A 23,039-nucleotide genomic window follows, 5' to 3' on the forward strand; every position below is an offset into this window, starting at 1 on the left:
TCAAAAATGAAAGGACATATCCTGATATTGACAGCCAATATTTTATTCGGCATTAGTATGCCTGTCTTCAAATATTTGTTGACATCTAATATTCCTCCGGAAGCAATCACTATCATGCGGGCGGGCTTCGCCTGCATGATGTCTTGGCTCGTATCTTTTTTTCATACCAAAGGAGAAAGTATTGCCGAAAGATTTGGTAACGCTTCTTGTTTGCGCCCTTTGTGGGGTTGGTTTTAACCAATGGCTGTTTGTCAGACAAATCCTACTCAAAAATATGAAAATCAATGAAGTATGATGTGTGCCAGGGGCTTTTTATATGGCCTTAAAAAAGACCCTGAATTTGCACCTGACATACTTCGTAGAAACGCTATATTCTGCTTCACCTCAAACAAACAAAAAAGCCCTAATTCCGTTGAGAATCAGAGTTTTTCCTAATTTTGCTTTCTTGAGAAGCGGTGCGTACGGGACTTTAACCTACAATTTTACAAAACATCACAAACTCGTAACTATCTACTAATAAACAGCTTGTTGTGATTAGTGTATATCGTAAAATATCACTCAAAATCTTTTGCCATCTCAATAATTGGGTGTATATTTGGGTGTTAATTTAACGTGAGTTCGAAATAAAATTAGAAAATAGACAGTTGTCCGTCATTGACAAAATTTACGTCAATGGCGGGCTTCTTTTCAAAAAAAACAGTATGGCGCGATAGCCGACAAGGAGTTGGCTATAAAGTTATTGAATGAACGATGTCTGGAGTGTTCTATCTGCGCAATGTTCTTCAATTCGTCATTGACTGTTTCGATCAGGGCTCTTTTTCTGAGCAAAATCTTGTCGGCAATACTCATCAGTGAATTCCTCATATTGTTTTTAACTTTAGTGACAAGCTGTATGCCATTCAGGAAAAGGTTCTCAAACAGAGCCTGACCGATATATCCCTTGTCTGCACATAGTTTTCCTTTGATGTTCTCCAGAAACTTACCTTGCTTCAACGGTTCCCGGTCATCCACGTTTCCAGGCGTGAACATGAAATTGAGGATCTCACCCTTGTCATTGATTATCAGATGCAACTTGAATCCGAAGAACCATCTCATTGAACATCTTCCACGCTCGGCAAACCCTTCAAATGTCTTATGAATCAAGATTCTTTGGTTACGGCATATACGTAAAGGAGTAGAGTCAACAAAACTGATGCCGGTACAGGTTCCCAGCAGGACTTTCTTGATGAAGATAGTCAGTGGAAGCAGTACTTCCTTCTCCAGTTCCATAAAACGGTTATAAGAAACCTGACGCGGAAAAAGGTGTTTCAGATGTTTACAGACATATTCCTTATAGTAATGCTTGAAACAGCGGAAACCACCGGAGTGAAACAGGATGAGAATAACCATAATCTCAGCATCACTCATACGGTTGGGGTTGTTACGATGCCTGGTCTTCTTATCCTTAATCATATATTTTTCCTGTTGAAATGTAAATTCCTTGCAAAAATCATCGGCCATACAATAAATCTCTGTAACTTTAGACTCTGGAAACATAGCGGTAATCGTTTAAATGTTATAATTCAGCACTATAAATTTAATACTTTTATCGCTATGTTTCTAATTATAAGTGAAATATATTTATTCTTATATCGAACTCACGTTAATTTAATTACACCCGAATATGAATATCAAGAGAAACATCATCTTTTCTTTGGAGAGCCGGAAGAAGAACGGCGTACCAATCGTGGAGAATGTGCCTTGAGAATGTAAAGCGTAATAAAAAAATAAGGGGCTTTGGTTTTATTTATTCAGCTGTTTCTCATATTTTTGCATTGGATTGAGTGTGTTCTTTCCAAGACATATTAGAATTTTTAGAAGCGTTATGCTTATCTTGTAGATGAAAACGTAGGAAACTTTCAAAGAGTACAAGGGTAGCATAGTGGTTCTCACGCTATAGGCGTGGGCTGCTATATCCATATCTGTACTCAAGGTATTTTCCTACGACCTTCATCTAAGACGTGGCATGCAGTTCCACGCTTTTTCTGTATATAAATCTCCTTTTGGAACTGGGGGAAATCTAATTTATAAGCAATAATGAAATTAAACATTTTATTTTTAATTACATTCTTAAGTGTATGGAATGTATCTATTGCCCAGTCTCTAAAGACTTATTCCGGCAAGTATCAAAAAGGAACTGCGACTTATTCATACAATGACAATCCTGCGGGAGGACGAATTTATGAAGGAGACTTTGTTTATACTGCTCCTCATTGTAAAATTGCTGGACAATTCAAGAATAATAAAAAGAATGGACAATGGATTTACGAAGGATATAAGCAATCCCTGAAATTATCATATAAAGATGGAGTTTTGGATGGTATGTATCAATTCATCAGGGGAGGTAATAATATTCGTGCGCTTCTTTTAACCATTAAGGATGGAAAATTTGTAGGTTCTGCAAAAGGGACAGACATTGGTTATACTTGGAACAGATTATCTCATTATAGGGGTTCTTTTAGTGGACAGTTTGACGAGAATGGCTACATGGATGGTGATTGGACTTTTAAAGAAGATGACGACAGTATATATGTCTTCCACGCAACATACGAACATGGGGTTTGCCGGAAATGTTATCGTGAAGACATAACAACCGGAGACATTGCTGAAGGTGCAATTAAAATTGATTTACATTCCATTATTATAGATAATTTAGAAACAATAGAAGGAGAGGTTAGTCGTGGACATAGCCGTTGGAACAGATATGATTATGAAATAGGACAAAAATCTTCTGTTAGCGATGCGGAAAATGCAATACGACATAGAATACAAGAGGCTTTTAGTAAGGGCTCATCAGCAGAAGGAGCATTACCACGCCCAATAAATAATGTAGAAGGAAAAGGAAGAGGTGGCTATGGTGCTTTTGATCTTTCCAGGCGTTCATTGGTAGGAGGATTGCCACTCCCAAGTTGCAATGTAACAGAAGAAGGGCGCGTTGTTGTTGATATCACCGTAAATCCTGCCGGCTATGTAATAGCTGCCAGCATTAATGCTCGAACGAATACACCGAGTACCGACTTGCGTAATGCAGCAATGGAAGCCGCCCAAAAGGCTCGTTTCAATGCCATAGACGGTACAGACAATCAAGTGGGGACAATAACTTTCTATTTTCAATTACGTTAATCAAAATTTTTATCCTAAATAAAGATTACTGTCATGAAGTACGAAAATGTAACAATGAAAGGAAATGCGAATGAGTTTCGCTTTTCGCTAACTAAAGAAGGTAATAGAAAGTTAGTCGTATTTGGTGTAAATCCAAGTACTGCTAACGAACAAATTGCCGATTTGACAATCACAAAAGTAATGGGGTTTGCAGAGCGGAATGGCTTTGACGGCTTTATCATGCTAAATCTCTACCCACAACGCTGTACCAATCCGAGAAGCTTGGACAAAGAGATTGATGAAGAATTGCAACGCAAAAATTTGGAAGCAATCCGCCTGTCTGTAGGCGATATGAAAGAGCCCATCGTATTACTTGGATTTGGTGATACTATTAATTTGCGCCCCTATCTGAAAAGGTGTCTTAAAGAAATCATTGATATGCTTGCTCCCAATAATCCTCAATGGAAAAATGTAGGGACATTGACTAAAAACGGAAATCCTCGACACCTTTCCAGAGTGGGTTATACCTCGCTTTCTGATTTTAATATGCAAGAATACATATCCACATATCTATAATAATATGATGAACCATATCTGTAAATTCCAGCTCATAAGCATGGCTATGCTATGCTTGTTGTTATCTTGTACGCCCGATCCGGTTGAAGAAGCCAAAGTTGAAATGCAAAAAGAGTACCATGCCTATTTTGACAATACAATCAGCATGATAGAGCAATACAATTGGGTGTTATCCATTGACATTTATGACTATTGGTATCCGGAAGGAACCACCGTTATTGAATTTGTCAATGATTTGGAAACCGGAATACGGGGGTGCAGGCAACTATCTAAAGAAATTTCCACCATCAATATTAACGATGAATGGGTCATTTCAGCCAAACAAGAGTTGCAGCAAGTGTTAAAGGAAAAAAGTGAAGAACTGATTTCCCTTGCTAATAATCCAACTTCTATTTTTGGAATTGTAAGCGGAATGATGATGTTATTTGCGGATGATGATGTCAAAAAAGAAGAAGCAAAAATTCCGGAAGAAATTGTCACTGCATTAAGTAACTTACAAAACAGCCTACGATCTAAAATGAATATAAGCAATGACATCGTGCGTATGCGAGAAGACATCATTAAAAATAAAAGGCTGAACAAGGAGCAATTTATTGAAATCAACCACTCCATATTAACAATGGCACGTGATAGCTTTTTAAACCATTTTCAAGGTTGGAAAGGAGTGGAATCTTATTTTGACCAAAAAACAGATTACTTGAAGGACAGTACGTATATCAATAATATGTATCAATTCTTCCACGCATCTTCAGAAGCTATGGCAAAGCTGAAGAAGCATAACTTATACGATGAACAAACTACTCAAATGTACATCGGTTTCTATGCCGCCCCCGATGCTTATTGCGACCCTGTAGATAAAGCAACAGACGATGTCACCACTATCTATAAAGGTAACGGATTTATTATAGACTTTTATTCAAATGCATTGGATGGAGAGGGAGAATTATATTGGAATGTTTACTCTTGCCAGGAAAACAACGGAGATTTAACACTGACACTCAAGAAAAGTTTTCTCTATGGCAAAAACAATTATTCCGTATCAATCAAAACACCGGATGAAAAACATATAGGCGAAAAGTATATTTATAAGTCACTTTCTTGCGGAGAAAATTCTTATGCGGGAATACATACATCTGACAAAGGAGAAAAATATGCAAAAGTTTGGGTTAAAACCGAAGACGACAAATGGTTCTTGCAAGATTTATACTTATGCCAAGAAGTCATAGATTATCTTGTTTCAAACAAATGGCGAGATAAGTAAAACAAAACACCCGATTTTACTTACGGGGGGGGGTAAAATCGGGCGTGTTTTTGTAATTTACTGATAATCAGTATTTATTGCGGTGCGTACGGGACTCGAACCCGTGACCCCATGCGTGACAGGCATGTATTCTAACCAACTGAACTAACGCACCAAAATATCATTTGACAATCACAATCCTCTTGATTGCGGATGCAAAGGTAGATATTTTTTTGAAACCTACAATAGCTTTCATATCTTTTTTCTGAAAAAGTGGGTTTATTAAGAATTATCGTGTACATTTGCAGCTATTACATAAAATAGAAAATAGAATGAAAAATACACCAATTGAACGACATCTGATTGATGAAACAATAAATGAGTTTCAAATTGTCGATTTTTCTAAGGCAACCATTCGTGAAGTGAAAGCTATTGCTTCAAAAGCGGAAGCCGCATCAGGGGTTGAGTTTATTAAGATGGAAATGGGTGTTCCGGGACTTCCTCCTTCTGCCGTTGGGGTGAAAGCAGAGGTTGAAGCGCTACAAAAAGGGATAGCCAGCCTATATCCGGACATTAACGGACTGCCCGAATTGAAAAAGGAGGCTTCTAACTTTATCAAGGCATTTATTAATGTGGATTTAAGCCCGGAAGGCTGTGTGCCTGTTACCGGTTCTATGCAAGGCACATTCGCTTCTTTCCTCACTTGCAGCCAATGTGATGAAAAGAAAGATACGATTCTGTTTATCGATCCCGGTTTTCCGGTGCAGAAGCAGCAGTTGGTTGTGATGGGGCAGAAATACGAGACATTCGATGTATACGATTACCGAGGCGACAAATTGAAAGAAAAATTGGAGAGTTATTTGAAGAAAGGCAATATATCTGCAATCATCTACTCAAATCCCAATAATCCTAGTTGGATCTGCTTGAAAGATGAAGAGTTGAGGATTATCGGTGAACTGGCTACACAATATGATGTGATTGTACTGGAAGATCTGGCCTATTTCGCAATGGACTTCCGTCAGGATTTGAGCAAGCCGTATCAGGCTCCTTACCAGCCGTCGGTAGCTCATTATACGGATAATTATGTCTTGTTGATTTCCGGTTCGAAAGCGTTCAGCTATGCCGGACAACGTATCGGTGTAAGTTGTATTTCCGACAAGTTATATCACAGAAGTTATCCGGGACTGACAAAACGGTACGGCGGCGGAACTTTCGGGACCGTCTTCATTCATCGGGTGCTCTATGCACTTTCTTCCGGGACGAGTCATTCTGCACAGTTCGCTATGGCTGCCATGCTGAAAGCAGCTAATGAAGGACAATACAATTTCCTCAATGAAGTGAAAATATATGGTGAAAGAGCGAAGAAGTTGAAAGATATCTTCCTGCATCACGGGTTCCATTTGGTATATGACAATGACTTGGGTGATCCTATTGCAGACGGATTTTATTTCACAATCGGATATCCGGGAATGACTAGCGGTGAGCTTGCCAAGGAGCTGATGTACTACGGTGTAAGCGCTATCTCATTAGTGACTACCGGAAGCCATCAGGAAGGTTTGCGCGCGTGTACCTCTTTTATTAAAGACCATCAATATGCACAACTTGATGAAAGAATGAGATTATTTGCAGAAAATCATCCGGTAGCCTGACGTTTGCGGTAAGATATTCATAAAAGCACCCTGCTAAATCAAAAAAAACGGAATAACTATCGTTATTTCCGTTTTTTTTATTAATTTAGGGGCATGAATATCGACCTGGACATATTTAAGATTCAATCGAATAATGTGTTGCCGTCAAGAGGAAAGATTTTGATATCCGAACCTTTTTTACGCGATGCGACGTTTGGCAGATCCGTAATTCTACTGGTCGATCATACGGAGGAAGGAACTATGGGATTGGTCATCAATAAACAATTGCCACTGCTTCTCAACGATGTTATCATGGAATTTAAGTATTTGGATGAAATACCTCTCTACAAGGGTGGTCCTGTAGCGACTGATACTTTATTCTACCTCCATACTCTAGAGAAAATTCCCGGTTCTATCCCTGTCAGTAAGGGGCTTTTCCTAAACGGTGATTTTGAAGAAATAAAGAAATATATATTGCAAGGGAATAAAGTGAGTGAATGTATCCGCTTTTTCTTGGGATATTCCGGTTGGGAAAGCAATCAGTTACATAGTGAGATAAAGGAAAACACATGGCTGGTATCCGAAGAAGAGAACTCATATCTGATGAGAAACGACACCAAAGATATGTGGAAAGAGGCTTTGGAAAAGCTAGGCAGCAAGTATGAAACGTGGTCACGTTTCCCACAAGTGCCTACGCTGAACTGACATTTAGGCTTTCATCACCTATCTTATAGGAATTCAGTTATTTTCGGGGATTCAGACATTGAAGAAGTACGGCATCTTTATAGCATCCCTCTACCTGTAACCAGTTCTTTAAGAGTCCGCATTGGGTAAAGCCACACGATGCAAATAGTTTCAGACAGACCTCGTTGTCCACTGCCACGTGTGCATAGAGCTGCTTCAAGGACAGAAAACCGAAAGCATATTCGCAAAGTAGCTTCAGCGCATCGGTTGCATAGCCTTGCCGACGATAGTCTTTATGCACGGCAATACCGACCTCTCCACGCGAATGGAGCGGAACAAAATCAGTAATATCAATAGTGCCTAGTATGTCATGATCGGATTTACTCACAATCATCAAGCGTAATTGCTTGTCTGCAAAGACATCACATTGTGAGCCTTCTATATATTGGCGCAGTACATAACGGGAATAAGGGACTGTGAAATTGCTGATATCCCACATAGAAGGATCATTCTCCATCTCGTACATAATATCCATATCTTCCGGCTCTACTGCACGAAGATAGATGCGCTCGTTTGTCAGATAAGATTGTTTCATGCGCTTTAGTCTTTTGTGATGTGAAGTTCGTTACGCAATCTTTTCTCACTGGGCAGACAGAAAAGAGAAGCCGTCAAGCCAATGAGCATACAAAGATTGCCGGTACTGCTTAATGTCAAATAGTAACATAGGATGTTGGCTACAATGGCGACTTCAAGTATTCCCAATCGGACAATGCTCCATTGCACATAACGTTTCAGTGCTAGCGTGATAGTCATATTGTCTATTTTCTTTTTGAGCACCAAGCTGAATAGCTTCAAAGAAAGAGGTACGCAAAGTGCCGTCAACAGAATGCCGATAGTCTCAAAATAATAAGTAGCCTGTACATTATCTACCAGATTTCCTACGGGCAAGAGATCGAACTCCCCTGCTCCAAGCAGAAAAGCCGGAAATACCCAAAAGAAAACATAACCTATATTCAAATTCCTGACAGCACGTTTTATCTGTTCTTCCATGTTCGTTCTAAATTTCTAAATATTAAACTATACAGTTCCGGTGAAAAGAGTCCGGTTCACAATACTACGTCCCAAAGTTACTTCATCGGCATATTCCAATTCATCTCCAACGGATATGCCACGCGCAATCACACTCAGTTTAACCCCTAGTCTATCCAATTTACGATAGATATAGAAATTGGTAGTATCTCCTTCCATCGTTGTGCTCAAAGCCAGAATTACCTCCTTAATTCCTCCTTCGGATACCCGCCGCACCAGACTTTCAATCTGAAGGTCGCTCGGTCCCACTCCGTCCATTGGAGAAATGACTCCTCCTAAAACATGATAGAGCCCCCGATATTGCTGGGTTGCTTCTACCGCCATCACGTCGCGGATATTCTCCACTACGCAAATAGTGGAAGCATCCCGTTGTGGATTGGCGCAGATCTGGCAAATTTCAGTATCAGATATGTTATGACATACCTTACAGTACTTCACCTCTCGTTTCAATGTCATGATGGAATTTCCGAAAGCCTCTACGGTGGCCGTATCCTGACGAAGCAGATGCAAAACAAGCCTCATGGCCGTTTTACGTCCTATACCCGGCAACTTGGAAAATTCACCGACCGCCTTTTCGAGTAATATGGAAGGATATTGTTGATTCATAGATAATAATTACGGTTCTATCGATATTTTGGCGCAAAGATACAGATTATTGTTATAATACCTACAAAAAACACTACCTTTGCAGTCGATATGATGATACTTGTCACTATAATATGCTACTTTGCGGTATTATTATTAATAGCCCGTATCACCGGATATAAAGGCGGATCGAATGCAGCGTTCTTCAAGGGAGAGAATAAATCTCCTTGGTATGTGGTTTCTTTTGGCATGATCGGCGCCTCTATTTCCGGAGTGACCTTCGTTTCTGTTCCCGGCATGGTGCGTGGCATGGATATGACATATATGCAGACGGTATTCGGCTTTTTCTTCGGATATATGGTGGTAGCGCATATATTGCTTCCCTTATACTATAAACTCAACTTGACAAGTATATACGGCTATCTCGGCACACGCATCGGAACGCGCGCCTATCGTACCGGCTCGTTTTTCTTTTTATTGTCGCGTATGTTGGGGACGGCAGCCAAACTCTATCTGGTTTGTCTCATTCTCCACACTTATGTATTTCAGGAGATGCATATTCCCTTTTGGATAATCGCTGTCGGATCGGTTGCCTTAGTATGGGTGTATACCCACAAAAGCGGAATAAAAACGATTGTATGGACAGACACTTTGCAGACTTTCTGTCTGATAGCAGCACTGATTTTTATTATCTATTTTACAATTCAAGAGTTAGGACTGGATTTTAACGGCATTATCCAGACCATTCAGCACAATGAACACAGCAGAATTTTTGTCATGGATGATTGGGTATCCCGGCAAAATTTCTTTAAACAGTTCTTTAGCGGTATCTTCATCGTGATTGTAATGACCGGACTCGATCAAGACATGATGCAAAAGAATCTGTCTTGCCGTAATCTTCGCGAAGCACAGAAGAATATGTATTGTTACGGATTCTCATTTATTCCGCTAAACTTTCTATTCTTGTGTCTGGGAATATTACTGATTACATTAGCCGGACAAATGCAATTGGCATTACCTGCTATGAATGATGATATTTTACCCATGTTTGCAGCGCAAGGCTATCTGGGACAACCCGTTCTGATACTTTTTACAATCGGTATTATCGCAGCCGCTTTCAGCAACTCGGACTCCGCACTGACGGCCATGACAACCAGCGTATGCGTGGATTTGCTGAATACGGAAAAAGACAGTGAAGAAACGGCACGCCGTAAAAGGAATAAGGTACATTTATCGCTTTCAGTCTTACTGGCTTTCTTCATCTGCCTCGTAGAAACTCTAAACAATAAAAGTGTAATTGACGCGATCTATATCATCGCCTCTTATACTTACGGTCCCTTATTAGGAATGTTTGCTTTCGGACTTTTTACCCGCAGACAAACCAACGATCGGTGGGTTCCGTTGATAGCTATCCTTTCACCCCTACTCTGTTACCTCGCCGATTGGTGGATTGGAAAAGAAACCGGATATAAATTCGGTTATGAATTGCTAATGTTAAATGGAACACTTACCTTTGCAGGGCTAATATTGATGTCAAAGAAACAAATGACTAGAAAATGGAAATAACAAGCGCAGAATTTGTGATTAGCAACACAGACGTGAAGAAATGTCCGGCAGGCACTTTTCCCGAATATGCTTTCATCGGTCGTTCTAATGTAGGAAAATCGAGTCTTATCAATATGTTGACCGCCCGCAAGGGATTGGCTATGACTTCTGCCACTCCGGGAAAAACTATGCTTATCAACCATTTCCTGATTAATAAAAACTGGTATCTTGTCGATCTTCCGGGATATGGCTATGCCCGTCGCGGTCAGAAAGGGAAAGACCAGATACGCACGATAATCGAGGATTATATTCTTGAACGGGAGCAGATGACAAACCTTTTTTTATTAATAGACAGTCGCTTGGAACCTCAAAAGATTGATCTCGAATTCATGGAATGGCTGGGTGAAAACGGCATTCCTTTTTCTATCATTTTCACCAAAGCCGATAAACTGAAAGCCGGACGATTGAAGATGAATATCAATGCTTATCTCCGTGAACTGAGCAAACAATGGGAAGAACTCCCTCCCTACTTTATTTCTTCTTCGGAAAGCCGCACCGGACGGACAGAAATACTTGATTATATAGAAAGCATAAACAAAGATCTCAATATAAAATGAAAATGAAGAAGAATTTTTTATCTGCTACCTTGATGGTGGTATTTATGCTGACGGCAACTAACAGCCGGGCACAATCATGGGCGGACTTATTGAATAAGGACAACATCTCAAAAGTTGTGAACGCCATTACAGGAAACACTGAGACGATCGACATGGCCGGAACATGGAGTTACAAAAGCTCAGCCATCGAGTTCGAATCGGATAATCTGCTGATGAAAGCAGGAGGTGCAGCCGCAGCGACAATGGCGGAAAACAAGTTGAACGAGCAGTTGAGCAAGATTGGCATTAAGGACGGGCAAATGAGTTTCACGTTCAATGCAGACAGTACTTTCACCAGCACAGTGGGAAAGAAAACATTGAAAGGAACTTACTCCTACAATGCTTCCACCAAACAAGTGGACTTGAAATATTTGCGATTGCTGAACCTGCACGCTAAAGTGAATTGCAGTTCTAATTCACTGGAATTGTTATTCAACTCGGATAAATTGCTAAAATTAATGGCGTTTATCGGTAGTAAAAGCAACAGTACCGCACTCAAAACCGTTAGTTCTCTGGCCGATAACTATGACGGAATGATGCTTGGATTCGAGCTTGCCAAATAGCAAATACAAGCCGTTTAATACTATTTCGCACTCTATAAAGTATATTTTAAGGGAAAAAGCATTACCTTTGGCACTTGTAATCAAAAAAGAGAAGGAAAAATGAAAAAGATACTTTTTTTTATGACTTTGTTAGTAATGGGGGTAAGTTTTGCATTTGCTCAAACCAATGCAGATATTAAGTTTGACAAAACAACTCACGACTTCGGCAAGTTCTCAGAAAACAGTCCGGTAGTTAGTTGTACATTTACCTTTACTAATATCGGTGACGCTCCTTTGGTAATCCACCAGGCGGTAGCTTCATGCGGATGTACTGTACCCGAATATACGAAAGAACCTATCATGCCGGGCAAAAAAGGTACAATCAAAGTGACTTATAACGGAACAGGCAAATATCCGGGACATTTCAAGAAATCAATCACTTTGCGTACCAACGCCAAAACAGAGATGGTAAGATTGTATATTGAGGGCGATATGGTAGCAAAAGACGCTAAATAAAAAATTTTAGGCTATTACATAAAGGAGAATCTTTCGGTTCTCCTTTTTTTTTGTTTACTTTGAAGACGGAAACGTAAATTGACACATTAGCAAATTATAAAACTATGAAACAAGAAGAAGACAAATTCACCGGGTTGCCCGAGAATGCGTTTAGAGAATTGAAACCGGGGGAAGTATACAACCCGTTGATGAGTCCCTCAAAAAACTATCCGGAAGTTAACTTCTGGTCGGTAGCATGGGGTATTGCTATGGCAATCCTCTTCTCAGCCGCCGCAGCCTATCTGGGATTAAAGGTAGGCCAAGTATTCGAGGCGGCTATTCCTATCGCCATTATTGCTGTAGGAGTCTCCGGAGCTGCCAAAAGAAAAAATGCGTTAGGAGAAAATGTTATTATCCAGTCTATCGGAGCTTGTTCCGGAGTGATTGTGGCCGGAGCGATCTTCACACTTCCTGCTCTTTATATCCTTCAGGCAAAATATCCAGAGATGACAGTTACCTTCATGCAGGTATTCATCAGTTCCCTGCTGGGTGGTGTACTGGGAATTCTGTTCCTGATTCCTTTCCGGAAATATTTCGTAAGTGATATGCATGGCAAATACCCTTTCCCTGAAGCGACAGCTACCACACAGGTATTGATCTCCGGAGAAAAAGGCGGAAGCCAAGCCAAACCCTTGCTGATAGCGGGAATGATTGGTGGACTATATGACTTTATCGTAGCCACATTCGGTTGGTGGAATGAGAATTTTACGACCCGTGTGTGCAGTGCCGGAGAAATGCTGGCGGAAAAAGCCAAACTGATATTCAAGGTAAATACCGGAGCTGCCGTATTGGGATTAGGTTATATAGTCGGATTAAAATATGCTTCCATCATCTGCGCCGGTTCATTGGCTGTATGGTGGATTATCATTCCGGGAATGTCCGCTATTTGGGGAGACAGTGTGCTGAATGCATGGAATCCGGAGATTACATCCACTGTAGGAATGATGAGTCCGGAAGAAATATTCAAATATTACGCTAAGAGCATTGGTATCGGCGGTATTGCTATGGCAGGTGTCATTGGTATCATCCGTTCATGGGGAATCATTAAAAGCGCAGTTGGGCTGGCTGCCAAAGAGATGGGCGGTAAAGGCAATGTAGAGAAAAACATCATCCGTACACAACGGGATCTCTCGATGAAGATTATTGCAATCGGTTCTATCATCACTTTGATACTCATCGTACTGTTTTTCTACTTTGATGTAATGCAAGGAAATCTGCTACACACATTGGTAGCGATTCTTCTAGTTGCCGGCATTTCTTTCCTGTTCACTACGGTAGCCGCCAATGCGATTGCAATTGTCGGTACAAATCCCGTATCGGGTATGACATTGATGACACTGATTCTGGCTTCTGTAGTGATGGTAGCCGTAGGACTGAAAGGCCCTTCAGGCATGGTTGCAGCATTAGTGATGGGCGGTGTGGTATGTACTGCGCTTTCAATGGCCGGAGGTTTCATTACCGACTTGAAAATCGGTTATTGGCTGGGAAGTACTCCTGCCAAACAGGAGACCTGGAAGTTCTTGGGAACAATTGTATCGGCTGCAACTGTAGGCGGTGTAATGATTATCCTGAATAAGACATATGGATTTACGAGCGGAGCATTAGCTGCTCCACAGGCAAATGCGATGGCTGCTGTTATCGAACCGTTGATGAGTGGTGTAGGCGCACCCTGGTTATTATATGGCATCGGTGCTGTCTTAGCGATTATTCTGACTCTTTGCAAGATTCCTGCATTAGCTTTCGCACTAGGTATGTTTATTCCATTGGAACTGAATGTGCCGTTGGTTGTAGGCGGAGCTGTCAATTGGTTTGTGACCAGCCGCAGCAAAGATTCGACTATCAATACGGAAAGAGGAGAAAAAGGAACATTGCTGGCTTCCGGTTTCATTGCCGGTGGCGCATTAATGGGAGTTATCAGTGCCGCGATGCGCTTCGGTGGAATCAACTTGGTGAACGAAGCATGGCTGAACAATACTTGGTCGGAAGTGTTGGCATTAGGAGCATACGCCCTACTGATTCTCTATTTTATCAAAGCCTCAATGAAAATTAAATAAGCAAACATGAGGAGACTTTTATCCGTCATAGTATCGTTTATAAGTGCAATGACTTTTGCCCAACAACAGCCTGCGGAGCTTACTCCGCAGGACTCTCGAACGATGCTGCAAATAGGAAAGTCTTATTTGGGAACCAAATATGTGGCCAATACGCTAGACCGGGATGGAGAAGAAGAGTTGGTTATCCGGACCGATGCAGTGGATTGCCTCACTTTTGTAGAATACACACTGGCGCAAGCTCTCGGCTCTTCTTTTACTGAGAACCTGCAAAAGATACGCTACAGAGATGGAATTATCGACGGATATCCTTCCCGTTTGCATTACACCTCCGATTGGATCGAGAATGGTATCCGTCAAGGATTCCTTACGGATGTGACGGCAGAGAACAGCGTACAAACTCTCCAATTAAGCCTCTCTTATATGTCCGCTCACCCAAAACTATATAAAAAGCTAGCCAATTCTCCGGAAAACGTAACCCGAATGACCGAATACGAGAAAGCATTATCCGGGAAAATCGTACATTGGCTGCCGAAAAGCGAATTACCGGAAAATGGATTATCCTGGATTATGGACGGAGATATTATCGCCATCACAACGAAACTTCCCGGACTGGACATTGCTCACGTTGGGATAGCGCAATATATAAAAGGGAAACTGCATCTGCTACATGCTTCCTCTACACTAGGAAAAGTAGTTGTCAGTGATGATCCCCTCAATCATATGCTTAACAATAATAAATCGTGGACAGGTATACGTGTTGTCCGAATGTCTCACTAAAAAAATAACGAATTATGAAACGAGTTAAACATTTCCTTCTAGCCTCGTGCTTATTCCCCGCTTTGCTGGGAGCACAAGAAATGGCAAATGCCAACTTTCTGGAACTTACTCCGGATGCCCAATCGGCAGGTATGGCAGGTACAGGATTAGCTATCACCGATAACGGTAGCACAGCTATCTTTCATAACGCCTCTACAATCGCTTTCTCACAGGAAGCAATGGGCGCTAGTTATTCATACGCTGATATCAACAAGGACTGTGCGCTGCACAGCGCATCTCTTTTCTATCGGATCGGAAGAGAAGGTATTCATGGATTTGCTTTGGGATTCCGCCACTTCAAGGATCCTAAAATAATGGATTACCGTCCCCGTATATGGGATTTGGAAGCTGCCTACTTCAGGAATGTAGCCAAGAACTTATCACTGTCATTGACATTCAGATATCTGCAAGAAAAAGTAGCAAAGGAAGCAGATAGCAAGAGCAGTGTCGCTCTTGACTTTGGTGCCACCTATTATCGGAATACGGATCTTCTGGATGGAATGGCTTCTTGGTCTATCGGTTTCCAAGCCGCCAACTTGGGCAAAAAGCTGGATGGTCAGAAATTGCCTGCACGATTGGGATTGGGAGGTAGTGTCGACCTTCCATTCAGCGTGGAGAATCGTTTGCAAGTAGCACTTGACTTCAACTATCTTCTTCCTTCCGAAATCCGGCATTTGCAAGCAGGAATAGGAGCCGAATATAACTTCCTGAAATATGGAGTAGTCCGCGCAGGATATCATTTCGGAGACAATGATAAAGGAATAGGTAACTATGGTACGCTGGGTTGTGGAATTAATTTCTGGCCAATGCGCGTCGATTTCTCTTATGCACTGGCCGATAAGGATTGCCTTATGCACCAAACTTGGCAACTGGGATTCGGAGTAGTTTTCTAAATTCATTTTCAAGGCGCTGCTTCACTTCGTCCATAGGTATCTCACGTTTCAATTCCTGACGAAGAGAAGTGACGCCTTTATCAATAAACCCGCAAGGGTGAATATAACTGAAATACCGTAAATCCGTATTTACATTCAATGCCAACCCGTGCATTGTAACATAATGACTGCTCCTTACTCCTATCGCACAAATCTTACGGGCGCGAGGGGTATCACCTTCCAACCATACGCCTGTAGCTTTCTCCAACCTCCCCGCTTCAATGTCATAAGATGCACATACACGTATCACCGCTTCTTCCAACAAATGAACATATTCCTTTAGTCCTAATGCAAATTCATCCAAATTCAATATCGGATAACACACCAACTGTCCGGGACCATGATAAGTGATGTCCCCTCCCCGATCTATATGATAAAGAGTAGCGCCAATCGCCTTCAGTTGCTCATCACTCAGCAACATATTATTTTCTTTTCCACTGCGCCCCAATGTATAAACGTGCGGATGCTCACACATAATAATGAGGTTCTCATAGACTTCACTCTGGGCTTTTGCCCGAACTACACCGTCAAACCACTCCGCCTGCCGTTGCCATGCTTCGGCATACGGTATTAAATTCCAATCGATAAAAGTTGTTTTCATAAAAACAAAGGTAAGAAATAAAAAGAAAATATGTACTTTTGCACTGTAAATATAACAAACACAACTATGAAAATGGACTTCCCACAGGTAGACTTGCCTACCGAAGTATTAGCATGGACGAATGTTACGGAAGACATTCTCAATATTTATAAGCAATCGTGTCGGTTGCAGGCATGTATTGTTGCCATCTGCACCGAAGGTTCGATGAAAGCCTCCATCAATCTGCTTGATTATGAAATTCGTCCTAATGACCTGATAACATTGTTACCGGGAACAATCATCCAATTTCGGGAGAAAACAGAAAAAGTATGCCTCTGCTTTGCCGGTTTCTCCGCCTATTGTGCCGAACGAATCAATCTGATGAAAAACATCGGTAATGAATATCCAAAACTGATAGAACAGCCGGTAATCCCTCTCAATGAAGAAGTAGCCAGCTATCTGAAAGACTATTTTGCTCTATTATCGCGTGTCAGTTGTAATGAAAACTTTGAAATGGATTCTGAATTGGTTGAATTATCTCTTCAGACTATCTTGACAAGCATACGGTTGATATATCGTAAATTTCCGGGTGAAAACAATAGTTCGAACCGTAAAAAGGAAATTTGCCGGGAATTGATTCAAGCCATCACCGAGAATTATAAAGATGAACGTCGTGCACAATTCTATGCAGATAAACTAGGAATATCGCTTCAACATCTAAGTACAACCGTAAAACAAGTGACAGGCAAAAGCGTGTTGGATACCATTGCGTATATTGTGGTCATGGACGCCAAAGCGAAACTGAAAGGAACTAATATGACTATTCAAGAGATAGCTTATTCTCTAAATTTCCCCAGCGCCTCATTCTTTGGCAAGTATTTCAGGCGGTACGTAGGAATGACACCACTAGAATTCAGAAACAGATAATTCCTGTGAAGAGCGATAAGAGGATAAAATTATAAACAACGAATCCCCAAAAACGAACGGTGAACAAGTTTGCGCATGATCCGTAAAGTATTCACCGTTTATTATTTACTTACAGTTTGTTTTCTTTTTACAGTCGCTTACTCATTTTCTTCCCAAGCTCAATGAATTGAGCACTACACTCACACTGGAGAAGGCCATTGCAGCACTTGCCAACATCGGATTCAATAACAAACCGTTCAATGGAAACAAGATACCGGCGGCAATAGGAATGCCGATCAGATTATAAATAAACGCCCAGAAAAGATTCTGATGAATCAGTTTGACTGTCTGCTTTGACAACTGAAAAGCTTTAGGAAGCAGCAATAAATCCGATGTCATCAAAGTTACCATAGCTACGTCCATAGCAATATCAGTTCCTTTCCCCATGGCAATGCTCACGTCAGCCAGTGCCAAAGCCTGCGAATCGTTGACACCATCTCCTACCATAGCGACTTTCTTTCCCTGCATTTGAAGCTCACGCACAAACTCGGCCTTATCGTCCGGCAAAGCGTCAGCGACAAAACGTTCAATCCCTAAACGGGAAGAAACAGCTAATGCCGTCCGCTGCCCGTCACCCGTCAACATACAGATGTCAATACCTTGACGTTTCAGTTCTTTTACCGCTTCGGCAGAAGTAGCCTTTATCGGGTCAGAAACAGCAATGATAGCCAATAATTCATTTTCACGTCCAAAGTAGATGATACCATTGCCATCCGATTCATAGCGAACCAGCATTTCAGCCATCACATCATTTACTGTCGCACTGAAATCTTTTAGGAGTTTATGACTACCTACCCAATAGGTATCTCCCTCATAAGAGACCTTGATTCCTTTTCCCGTAATACTCTCGAAGCTGTCCAATGCAGCGGGTTTTACCTTCTCCTCGTTCTGAAGAGCAGACACGATAGCACCGGCAAGCGGATGTTCCGATCTCATTTCCGCAGCTAAAAGCACATCTTTGAAATGAGGTTCCTGCGATTGTGCCCATAACCATCCGGTAGCAGTAGGGTGTCCTTCGGTCAATGTCCCGGTTTTATCCAGTACAACGACATCCACTTTACGCATTTGTTCCAAAGCTACCGCGTCTTTAATCAGAATATGCTGGCTGGCAGCTTTGCCTATTCCCACCATCAATGCAGTAGGCGTAGCAAGTCCCAAAGCACACGGACAAGCAATGACAAGGACAGAAACAGCCGACAGAATACCATAAGAGATATATTCACTGCCACCGATGGCAACCCATAAAACAAATGTCAGGATAGCAATCCCCAACACGACAGGTACGAAAATTCCGGTAATGCGGTCGACAATACGTTGCACGGGAGCTTTGCTGCCCTGTGCTTCCTGCACCATGGAAATGATGCGGGCAAGCACCGTTTCACTACCTACCTGTGTGGCATATATGATGAACGATCCACGCTGGTTGATCGTTCCTGCCAAGACTTTATCGCCTTTCTTCTTTTCTACCGGAACCGGTTCACCACTAATCATACTTTCGTCAACATACGAATCGCCTTCGGAAAGCTGACCGTCCACCGGTATCTGTTCTCCCGGACGTACAACAACCATATCACCTATCTGGAGGTTCTCGATCAGAATCTCCTCTTCCGCTCCATTGCGCAGAACCCGGGCAACTTTAGGCTGCATTCCCATCAACTTGCGAATAGCAGTCGAGGTATTGCCTTTAGCACGCTCCTCCATCAATTTTCCGGTAAGAACGAAAGCGATAATCACCGCAGAAGCCTCATAATAGACGTGCGGTTCCAATCCACGAGCATACCAAAATTCGGGGAAGAACGTATTGAACAGACTGAACAGAAAAGCAATGGAAGTACTAAGTGCAACCAGTGTATCCATATTGCTCCGTCCCAGTTTAGCCTGTTTCCAAGCCCCGGTAAAGAAACCACCTCCGAAAAAGACCATGACAGGGATAGCAAGTACCATCTGAATCTCATTAGAGTATGGTACATGCATCAGTATCATGGAAAATACCAGCAACGGTACTACCAAAATCCAAGCCCCAATCACTTTCCACGTCAAACGAGTGTAGCGTTTATGCTGCTCCTCTTCCCGGCGTTCCTCCCTGTGGGCTTCTTCCACAATCAGGTCATAACCTGCCGCAAGCACAGCCGCACGGATTTCTCCGGGAGTCAGCTGATCCTTCTCATAAGAAACGGTCAACGTATTGGTAGCAAAATTAACGGAAGCCTCGATAACTCCCGGCATTTTTTTCACTGTTTTTTCTACATTATTAGCACATCCTGCACAGTGCATATTAAGTACAGGAAATGCCTTCTTTATTGTGTTACCCATATAATTATAGTTTACGCCTTTCCCGACTCCTTAAAAGGAGTCGGGAAAGAACCATTGTTTATTTATAGAAACAAGCTAACACAGGTATTTGTTCAATTACTTCTTATCAGTCTTTTGATTACCTCTCTTTTTTTCTTTTTCAAGTTTCTTTGTTCGCTATTTCCTGTTTTTACTCACTATTCCTAGCTAAATTAAAACGTATTCCGATATATCCTTTTGCCCCGTGTACCGGTATATTATTGGATCATCAACCTTTTAACCTGAAAGAAACGGAAGCTGCCGGCATCGACTTGCAATTCAGCGGGCATACACACCACGGACAAACATGGCCTATCAATTGGGTGACTGATTATATATTCGAGCAAAGCCACGGTTATCGCCAATGGGGAAACACGTATATATATGTATCTTCCGGATTGTCTCTATGGGGACCACCCTTCAGAATAGGGACACATGGCGAAATGGTTATTTTCAATTTTCAATGAATATTAATATAACATTGTCACATATGTTACAACCTCCGGGCAATCTCTGCCTTATCTTTGCAGAAAAAAGATTATGGAACAATTACATGCTCATGAAATCCTCCGCATGATGGAAGGCAATAGCTACTCGGAAGCATCATTACGGGAAGCAATCATTCAAAAGTTCGGTGAGCAACAACATTTCTATGCCTGTTCGGCAGAAGATATGGATGTGGATACCCTCATCGAATTTCTGAAGAAGAAAGGAAAATTCATGCCGGTAGAAAATGGGTTTACAGTAGACATAAGTAAAGTCTGCAACCACTAAGCCTAATTCCCGCACTCTACAAGAAAAGCAGCTTACCGAAAGAGCGAATACCTGAATATTTTTCTGTTTTTATTCGTCCGATTCATGAATTTCATCTATATTTGTCAATAGTGAATGATAGAACAAATGTAGAATTTATAGAAAAAACGAGTATGAAAAAACAATATGTCAGTTTGCTTGCTATTATACTTTCAGTAAGCGGCTTTTTCTTTTCTTGTCATGACAAGATGAACAAAAACACTGGTGCGTTACAGTTCGATAGTATCCGGGTAAATGAGACGGTACACCTCTTTAATGATACAGCCAAACCGGCATGTAACATCATCATCAATTTCACCTATTCCGACAAGTCAACGGATGATATGCTGAAAGACAGTCTGAATGCCTATTTCATATCCGCTTGTTTCGGCGACAAGTATATCGGAGAAAAGCCGGAGGAGGTTATAAAGCAATATACAGAGAATTATGTCAACGAATATCGCCGTGATCTGGAACCGATGTATGCCGAAGACGAAAAAGACAAAGAGGACGAATCCACCATCGGTGCCTGGTATTCATATTATAAAGGTATAGAAAGCCATGTACAACTATATGAAAAGGACTTGCTTGTATATCGCATCGACTATAACGAATATACCGGAGGCGCACACGGCATTTACATGACTACCTATCTGAATATGGACCTCACACTGATGCGTCCGCTCCGTCTCGATGACATCTTCGTAGGAGAATATAAAGATGCGCTGACCGACTTAATATGGAACCAGCTCATGGCTGATAATAAAGTGACGACTCACGAAGCATTGGAAGACATGGGCTATGCTTCTACCGGAGACATCACTCCAACCGAAAATTTCTATTTAAGCAAAGAAGGGGTAACTTTCTATTACAATGTCTACGATATCACTCCATACGCTATGGGTCCTGTGAAAGTGACCGTGCCGTTCCCGATGATGGAGCATTTATTAGGCAGTAACCCGATTCTGGGAGAACTAAAAGATTAAACTTCATAAAAAACGAAACAGCAGTGGAAATCATACTGAAATATTTTCCTGATCTGACAGAAGAGCAGCGTAAACAATTTGCAGCTCTATATGACCTCTACATCGACTGGAATTCAAAAATCAACGTTATCTCCCGTAAGGATATCGAGAATTTATATGAACATCATGTGCTCCATTCGTTAGGCATTGCAAAAGTAATTCAATTCCGTCCCGGCACCAGTGTTATGGATTTAGGTACGGGCGGAGGTTTTCCGGGCATTCCTTTAGCAATATTATTTCCGGAAACCCAATTTCATCTGGTTGACAGTATCGGTAAGAAAGTGCGCGTAGCCACTGAAGTGGCAAATGCCATCGGATTGAAAAATGTCACTTTCCGCCATGCCCGTGCCGAAGAAGAGAAGAGAATGTTCGATTTCGTTGTCAGCCGTGCAGTCATGCCTCTGGCGGATCTGATAAAGATTATCAAGAAAAACATTTCTTCCAAACAGCAGAATGCGTTGCCAAACGGATTGATCTGCCTTAAAGGCGGTGAGCTGGAACACGAAACAATGCCTTTCAAACATAAGACGGTCATTCACAACCTAAGTGACAACTTTAAGGAAGAGTTCTTTGAAACCAAAAAAGTAGTATATGTTCCGATTTAGAAACTATATGCTTGATAGATAAGATAAATCATAGAGAACCATGAAAATAAAGAGATTTGAGTTTAATATGTTTCCCGTAAACTGTTATGTTTTATGGGATGAAACAAAGGAAGCGGTTGTAATCGATCCGGGCTGCTTTTACGAAGAAGAAAAGCAGGTACTAAAAAAATTCATTCTATCAAATGAACTGAACGTGAAACATCTGCTGAATACTCATCTACACTTGGATCACATTTTCGGAAACCCGTTCATGCTCAAAGAGTTCGGTCTGTCGGCAGAAGCAAACAAAGCGGATGAATATTGGATCGACGAAGCACCGAAGCAAAGTAGGATGTTTGGTTTTCAGTTGCAGGAAGCCCCTGTGCCATTGGGCAAATACTTGCATGATGGAGATATTATCACCTTCGGACATACCCAACTGGAAGCAATCCATGTGCCCGGCCATTCTCCCGGCAGTCTGGTGTACTATTGCAAAGAAGAGAACTGTATGTTTTCCGGTGATGTCCTGTTTCAAGGCAGTATCGGACGTGCAGACCTTACAGGAGGTAACTTCGACGAACTGATAGAGCACATTTGCAGCCGTCTGTTCGTACTCCCTAACGAAACCGTCGTATATCCGGGACACGGTGCTCCTACGACCATCGGAATGGAAAAAGCAGAAAACCCTTTTTTTAGATAAAATATAATCCCCCACAAA

Annotated in this window: 22 protein-coding genes, 1 tRNA gene and 3 pseudogenes; 19 read left to right on the forward strand and 7 right to left on the reverse strand. The window is 41.6% G+C overall.

Translation table 11 applies throughout. From position 1 onward, the window contains the following. Positions 1–6: 6 nt before the first annotated feature. Positions 7–253, forward strand: a pseudogene (locus H8S63_RS02120) (EamA family transporter); the annotation flags it as partial. A 376-nt stretch (positions 254–629) separates the two neighbouring features. On the opposite strand, the pseudogene H8S63_RS02125 reads toward H8S63_RS02120, so the two are convergent. Then, a pseudogene (locus H8S63_RS02125) lies at positions 630–1,536 on the reverse strand (IS982 family transposase). 540 nt (positions 1,537–2,076) lie between these two features. Between H8S63_RS02125 and H8S63_RS02130 the strand changes: the two are divergent. The 3 genes from H8S63_RS02130 to H8S63_RS02140 all read left to right on the forward strand — a co-directional run bounded on the left by H8S63_RS02130 (position 2,077) and on the right by H8S63_RS02140 (position 4,978). Further along, positions 2,077–3,162 carry an energy transducer TonB gene (locus H8S63_RS02130; RefSeq protein ID WP_255467618.1) on the forward strand — a complete coding sequence of 362 codons (1,086 nt, stop codon included), beginning with the start codon at positions 2,077–2,079 and terminating at the stop codon, positions 3,160–3,162. A gap of 33 nt (positions 3,163–3,195) precedes the next feature. Beyond that, positions 3,196–3,717 carry a DUF1643 domain-containing protein gene (locus tag H8S63_RS02135; protein WP_186925594.1) on the forward strand — a complete coding sequence of 174 codons (522 nt, stop codon included), beginning with the start codon at positions 3,196–3,198 and terminating at the stop codon, positions 3,715–3,717. Positions 3,718–3,820: 103 nt separating this feature from the next. Further along, positions 3,821–4,978 carry a hypothetical protein gene (locus H8S63_RS02140; RefSeq protein ID WP_186925595.1) on the forward strand — a complete coding sequence of 386 codons (1,158 nt, stop codon included), beginning with the start codon at positions 3,821–3,823 and terminating at the stop codon, positions 4,976–4,978. 80 nt (positions 4,979–5,058) lie between these two features. On the opposite strand, the gene H8S63_RS02145 is transcribed toward H8S63_RS02140, so the two are convergent. Further along, positions 5,059–5,132: transfer RNA gene (locus tag H8S63_RS02145), tRNA-Asp, on the reverse strand. A gap of 157 nt (positions 5,133–5,289) precedes the next feature. Here H8S63_RS02145 and H8S63_RS02150 point away from each other — a divergent pair. Next, positions 5,290–6,606, forward strand: coding sequence for a pyridoxal phosphate-dependent aminotransferase (locus H8S63_RS02150; RefSeq protein WP_007753128.1), 1,317 nt, complete (start codon positions 5,290–5,292; stop codon positions 6,604–6,606). A gap of 93 nt (positions 6,607–6,699) precedes the next feature. After that, positions 6,700–7,290, forward strand: a complete 591-nt coding sequence (locus tag H8S63_RS02155; protein WP_186925596.1) for a YqgE/AlgH family protein — start codon at positions 6,700–6,702, stop codon at positions 7,288–7,290. A gap of 37 nt (positions 7,291–7,327) precedes the next feature. On the opposite strand, the gene H8S63_RS02160 is transcribed toward H8S63_RS02155, so the two are convergent. Genes H8S63_RS02160 through recR form a run of 3 tightly spaced genes read right to left on the reverse strand, consistent with a single transcriptional unit; the run spans position 7,328 to position 8,964 of the window. Next, the gene (locus H8S63_RS02160) at positions 7,328–7,864 is read right to left on the reverse strand and encodes a GNAT family N-acetyltransferase (protein ID WP_007759923.1); all 537 of its coding nucleotides are present in this window, start codon (positions 7,862–7,864) and stop codon (positions 7,328–7,330) included. Between the two features lie 5 nt (positions 7,865–7,869). Then, positions 7,870–8,319, reverse strand: coding sequence for a hypothetical protein (locus tag H8S63_RS02165; RefSeq protein WP_007753131.1), 450 nt, complete (start codon positions 8,317–8,319; stop codon positions 7,870–7,872). Between the two features lie 27 nt (positions 8,320–8,346). Next, complete coding sequence (gene recR, locus H8S63_RS02170; protein ID WP_007753134.1) at positions 8,347–8,964, reverse strand: recombination mediator RecR; 618 nt, start codon at positions 8,962–8,964, stop codon at positions 8,347–8,349. Between the two features lie 90 nt (positions 8,965–9,054). On the opposite strand from recR, the gene H8S63_RS02175 reads away from it, so the two are divergent. From H8S63_RS02175 to H8S63_RS02205, 7 genes are all read left to right on the forward strand, one after another. After that, the gene (locus H8S63_RS02175; RefSeq protein ID WP_186925597.1) at positions 9,055–10,509 is read left to right on the forward strand and encodes a sodium:solute symporter; all 1,455 of its coding nucleotides are present in this window, start codon (positions 9,055–9,057) and stop codon (positions 10,507–10,509) included. Then, a complete protein-coding gene (yihA, locus tag H8S63_RS02180; protein ID WP_186925598.1) occupies positions 10,500–11,105 on the forward strand; it encodes a ribosome biogenesis GTP-binding protein YihA/YsxC in 606 nt (201 codons plus the stop codon). The genes H8S63_RS02175 and yihA overlap by 10 nt, the downstream gene beginning before the upstream one ends. Before the next feature lie 2 nt (positions 11,106–11,107). Beyond that, positions 11,108–11,707, forward strand: coding sequence for a DUF4923 family protein (locus H8S63_RS02185; protein ID WP_186925599.1), 600 nt, complete (start codon positions 11,108–11,110; stop codon positions 11,705–11,707). A gap of 99 nt (positions 11,708–11,806) precedes the next feature. After that, positions 11,807–12,202, forward strand: a complete 396-nt coding sequence (locus H8S63_RS02190) for a DUF1573 domain-containing protein (RefSeq protein WP_007759913.1) — start codon at positions 11,807–11,809, stop codon at positions 12,200–12,202. 104 nt (positions 12,203–12,306) lie between these two features. Then, the gene (locus tag H8S63_RS02195; protein ID WP_022276448.1) at positions 12,307–14,295 is read left to right on the forward strand and encodes an OPT family oligopeptide transporter; all 1,989 of its coding nucleotides are present in this window, start codon (positions 12,307–12,309) and stop codon (positions 14,293–14,295) included. A gap of 6 nt (positions 14,296–14,301) precedes the next feature. Beyond that, positions 14,302–15,072 (forward strand): N-acetylmuramoyl-L-alanine amidase-like domain-containing protein, encoded by a 771-nt coding sequence (locus tag H8S63_RS02200; protein WP_007759909.1) that lies wholly within the window; start codon positions 14,302–14,304, stop codon positions 15,070–15,072. A 14-nt stretch (positions 15,073–15,086) separates the two neighbouring features. Then, positions 15,087–16,004 (forward strand): PorV/PorQ family protein, encoded by a 918-nt coding sequence (locus H8S63_RS02205; RefSeq protein ID WP_186925600.1) that lies wholly within the window; start codon positions 15,087–15,089, stop codon positions 16,002–16,004. On the opposite strand, the gene lipB is transcribed toward H8S63_RS02205, so the two are convergent. Then, a complete protein-coding gene (lipB, locus tag H8S63_RS02210) occupies positions 15,961–16,644 on the reverse strand; it encodes a lipoyl(octanoyl) transferase LipB (RefSeq protein ID WP_007753155.1) in 684 nt (227 codons plus the stop codon). The two genes, H8S63_RS02205 and lipB, sit on opposite strands and share 44 nt — an antisense overlap. A 66-nt stretch (positions 16,645–16,710) precedes the next feature. Between lipB and H8S63_RS02215 the strand changes: the two genes are divergently transcribed. Further along, positions 16,711–17,550, forward strand: a complete 840-nt coding sequence (locus tag H8S63_RS02215) for a helix-turn-helix domain-containing protein (RefSeq protein ID WP_017142190.1) — start codon at positions 16,711–16,713, stop codon at positions 17,548–17,550. Between the two features lie 141 nt (positions 17,551–17,691). Here H8S63_RS02215 and H8S63_RS02220 read toward each other — a convergent pair whose 3' ends face one another. After that, positions 17,692–19,902 carry a heavy metal translocating P-type ATPase gene (locus H8S63_RS02220; protein WP_186925601.1) on the reverse strand — a complete coding sequence of 737 codons (2,211 nt, stop codon included), beginning with the start codon at positions 19,900–19,902 and terminating at the stop codon, positions 17,692–17,694. 233 nt (positions 19,903–20,135) lie between these two features. On the opposite strand from H8S63_RS02220, the pseudogene H8S63_RS02225 reads away from it, so the two are divergent. From H8S63_RS02225 to H8S63_RS02245, 5 genes and pseudogenes are all read left to right on the forward strand, one after another. Beyond that, positions 20,136–20,387, forward strand: a pseudogene (locus H8S63_RS02225) (phosphohydrolase); the annotation flags it as partial. Positions 20,388–20,460: 73 nt separating this feature from the next. Beyond that, positions 20,461–20,694, forward strand: a complete 234-nt coding sequence (locus H8S63_RS02230) for a YecH family metal-binding protein (RefSeq protein WP_186925602.1) — start codon at positions 20,461–20,463, stop codon at positions 20,692–20,694. Positions 20,695–20,846: 152 nt separating this feature from the next. After that, positions 20,847–21,698: a DUF3298 and DUF4163 domain-containing protein gene (locus H8S63_RS02235; RefSeq protein ID WP_186925603.1), complete on the forward strand. Its 852-nt coding sequence runs from the start codon at positions 20,847–20,849 to the stop codon at positions 21,696–21,698. 23 nt (positions 21,699–21,721) lie between these two features. Further along, positions 21,722–22,342, forward strand: a complete 621-nt coding sequence (gene rsmG, locus H8S63_RS02240) for a 16S rRNA (guanine(527)-N(7))-methyltransferase RsmG (RefSeq protein ID WP_007753169.1) — start codon at positions 21,722–21,724, stop codon at positions 22,340–22,342. A gap of 40 nt (positions 22,343–22,382) precedes the next feature. Further along, on the forward strand, positions 22,383–23,021 hold the full coding sequence (locus tag H8S63_RS02245) for an MBL fold metallo-hydrolase (RefSeq protein ID WP_055279521.1): 639 nt from the start codon (positions 22,383–22,385) through the stop codon (positions 23,019–23,021). Positions 23,022–23,039: the final 18 nt, after the last annotated feature.

Origin of the sequence: Bacteroides sp. NSJ-39, from assembly GCF_014287315.1 — a bacterium.
Classification (GTDB): domain Bacteria; phylum Bacteroidota; class Bacteroidia; order Bacteroidales; family Bacteroidaceae; genus Bacteroides; species Bacteroides finegoldii.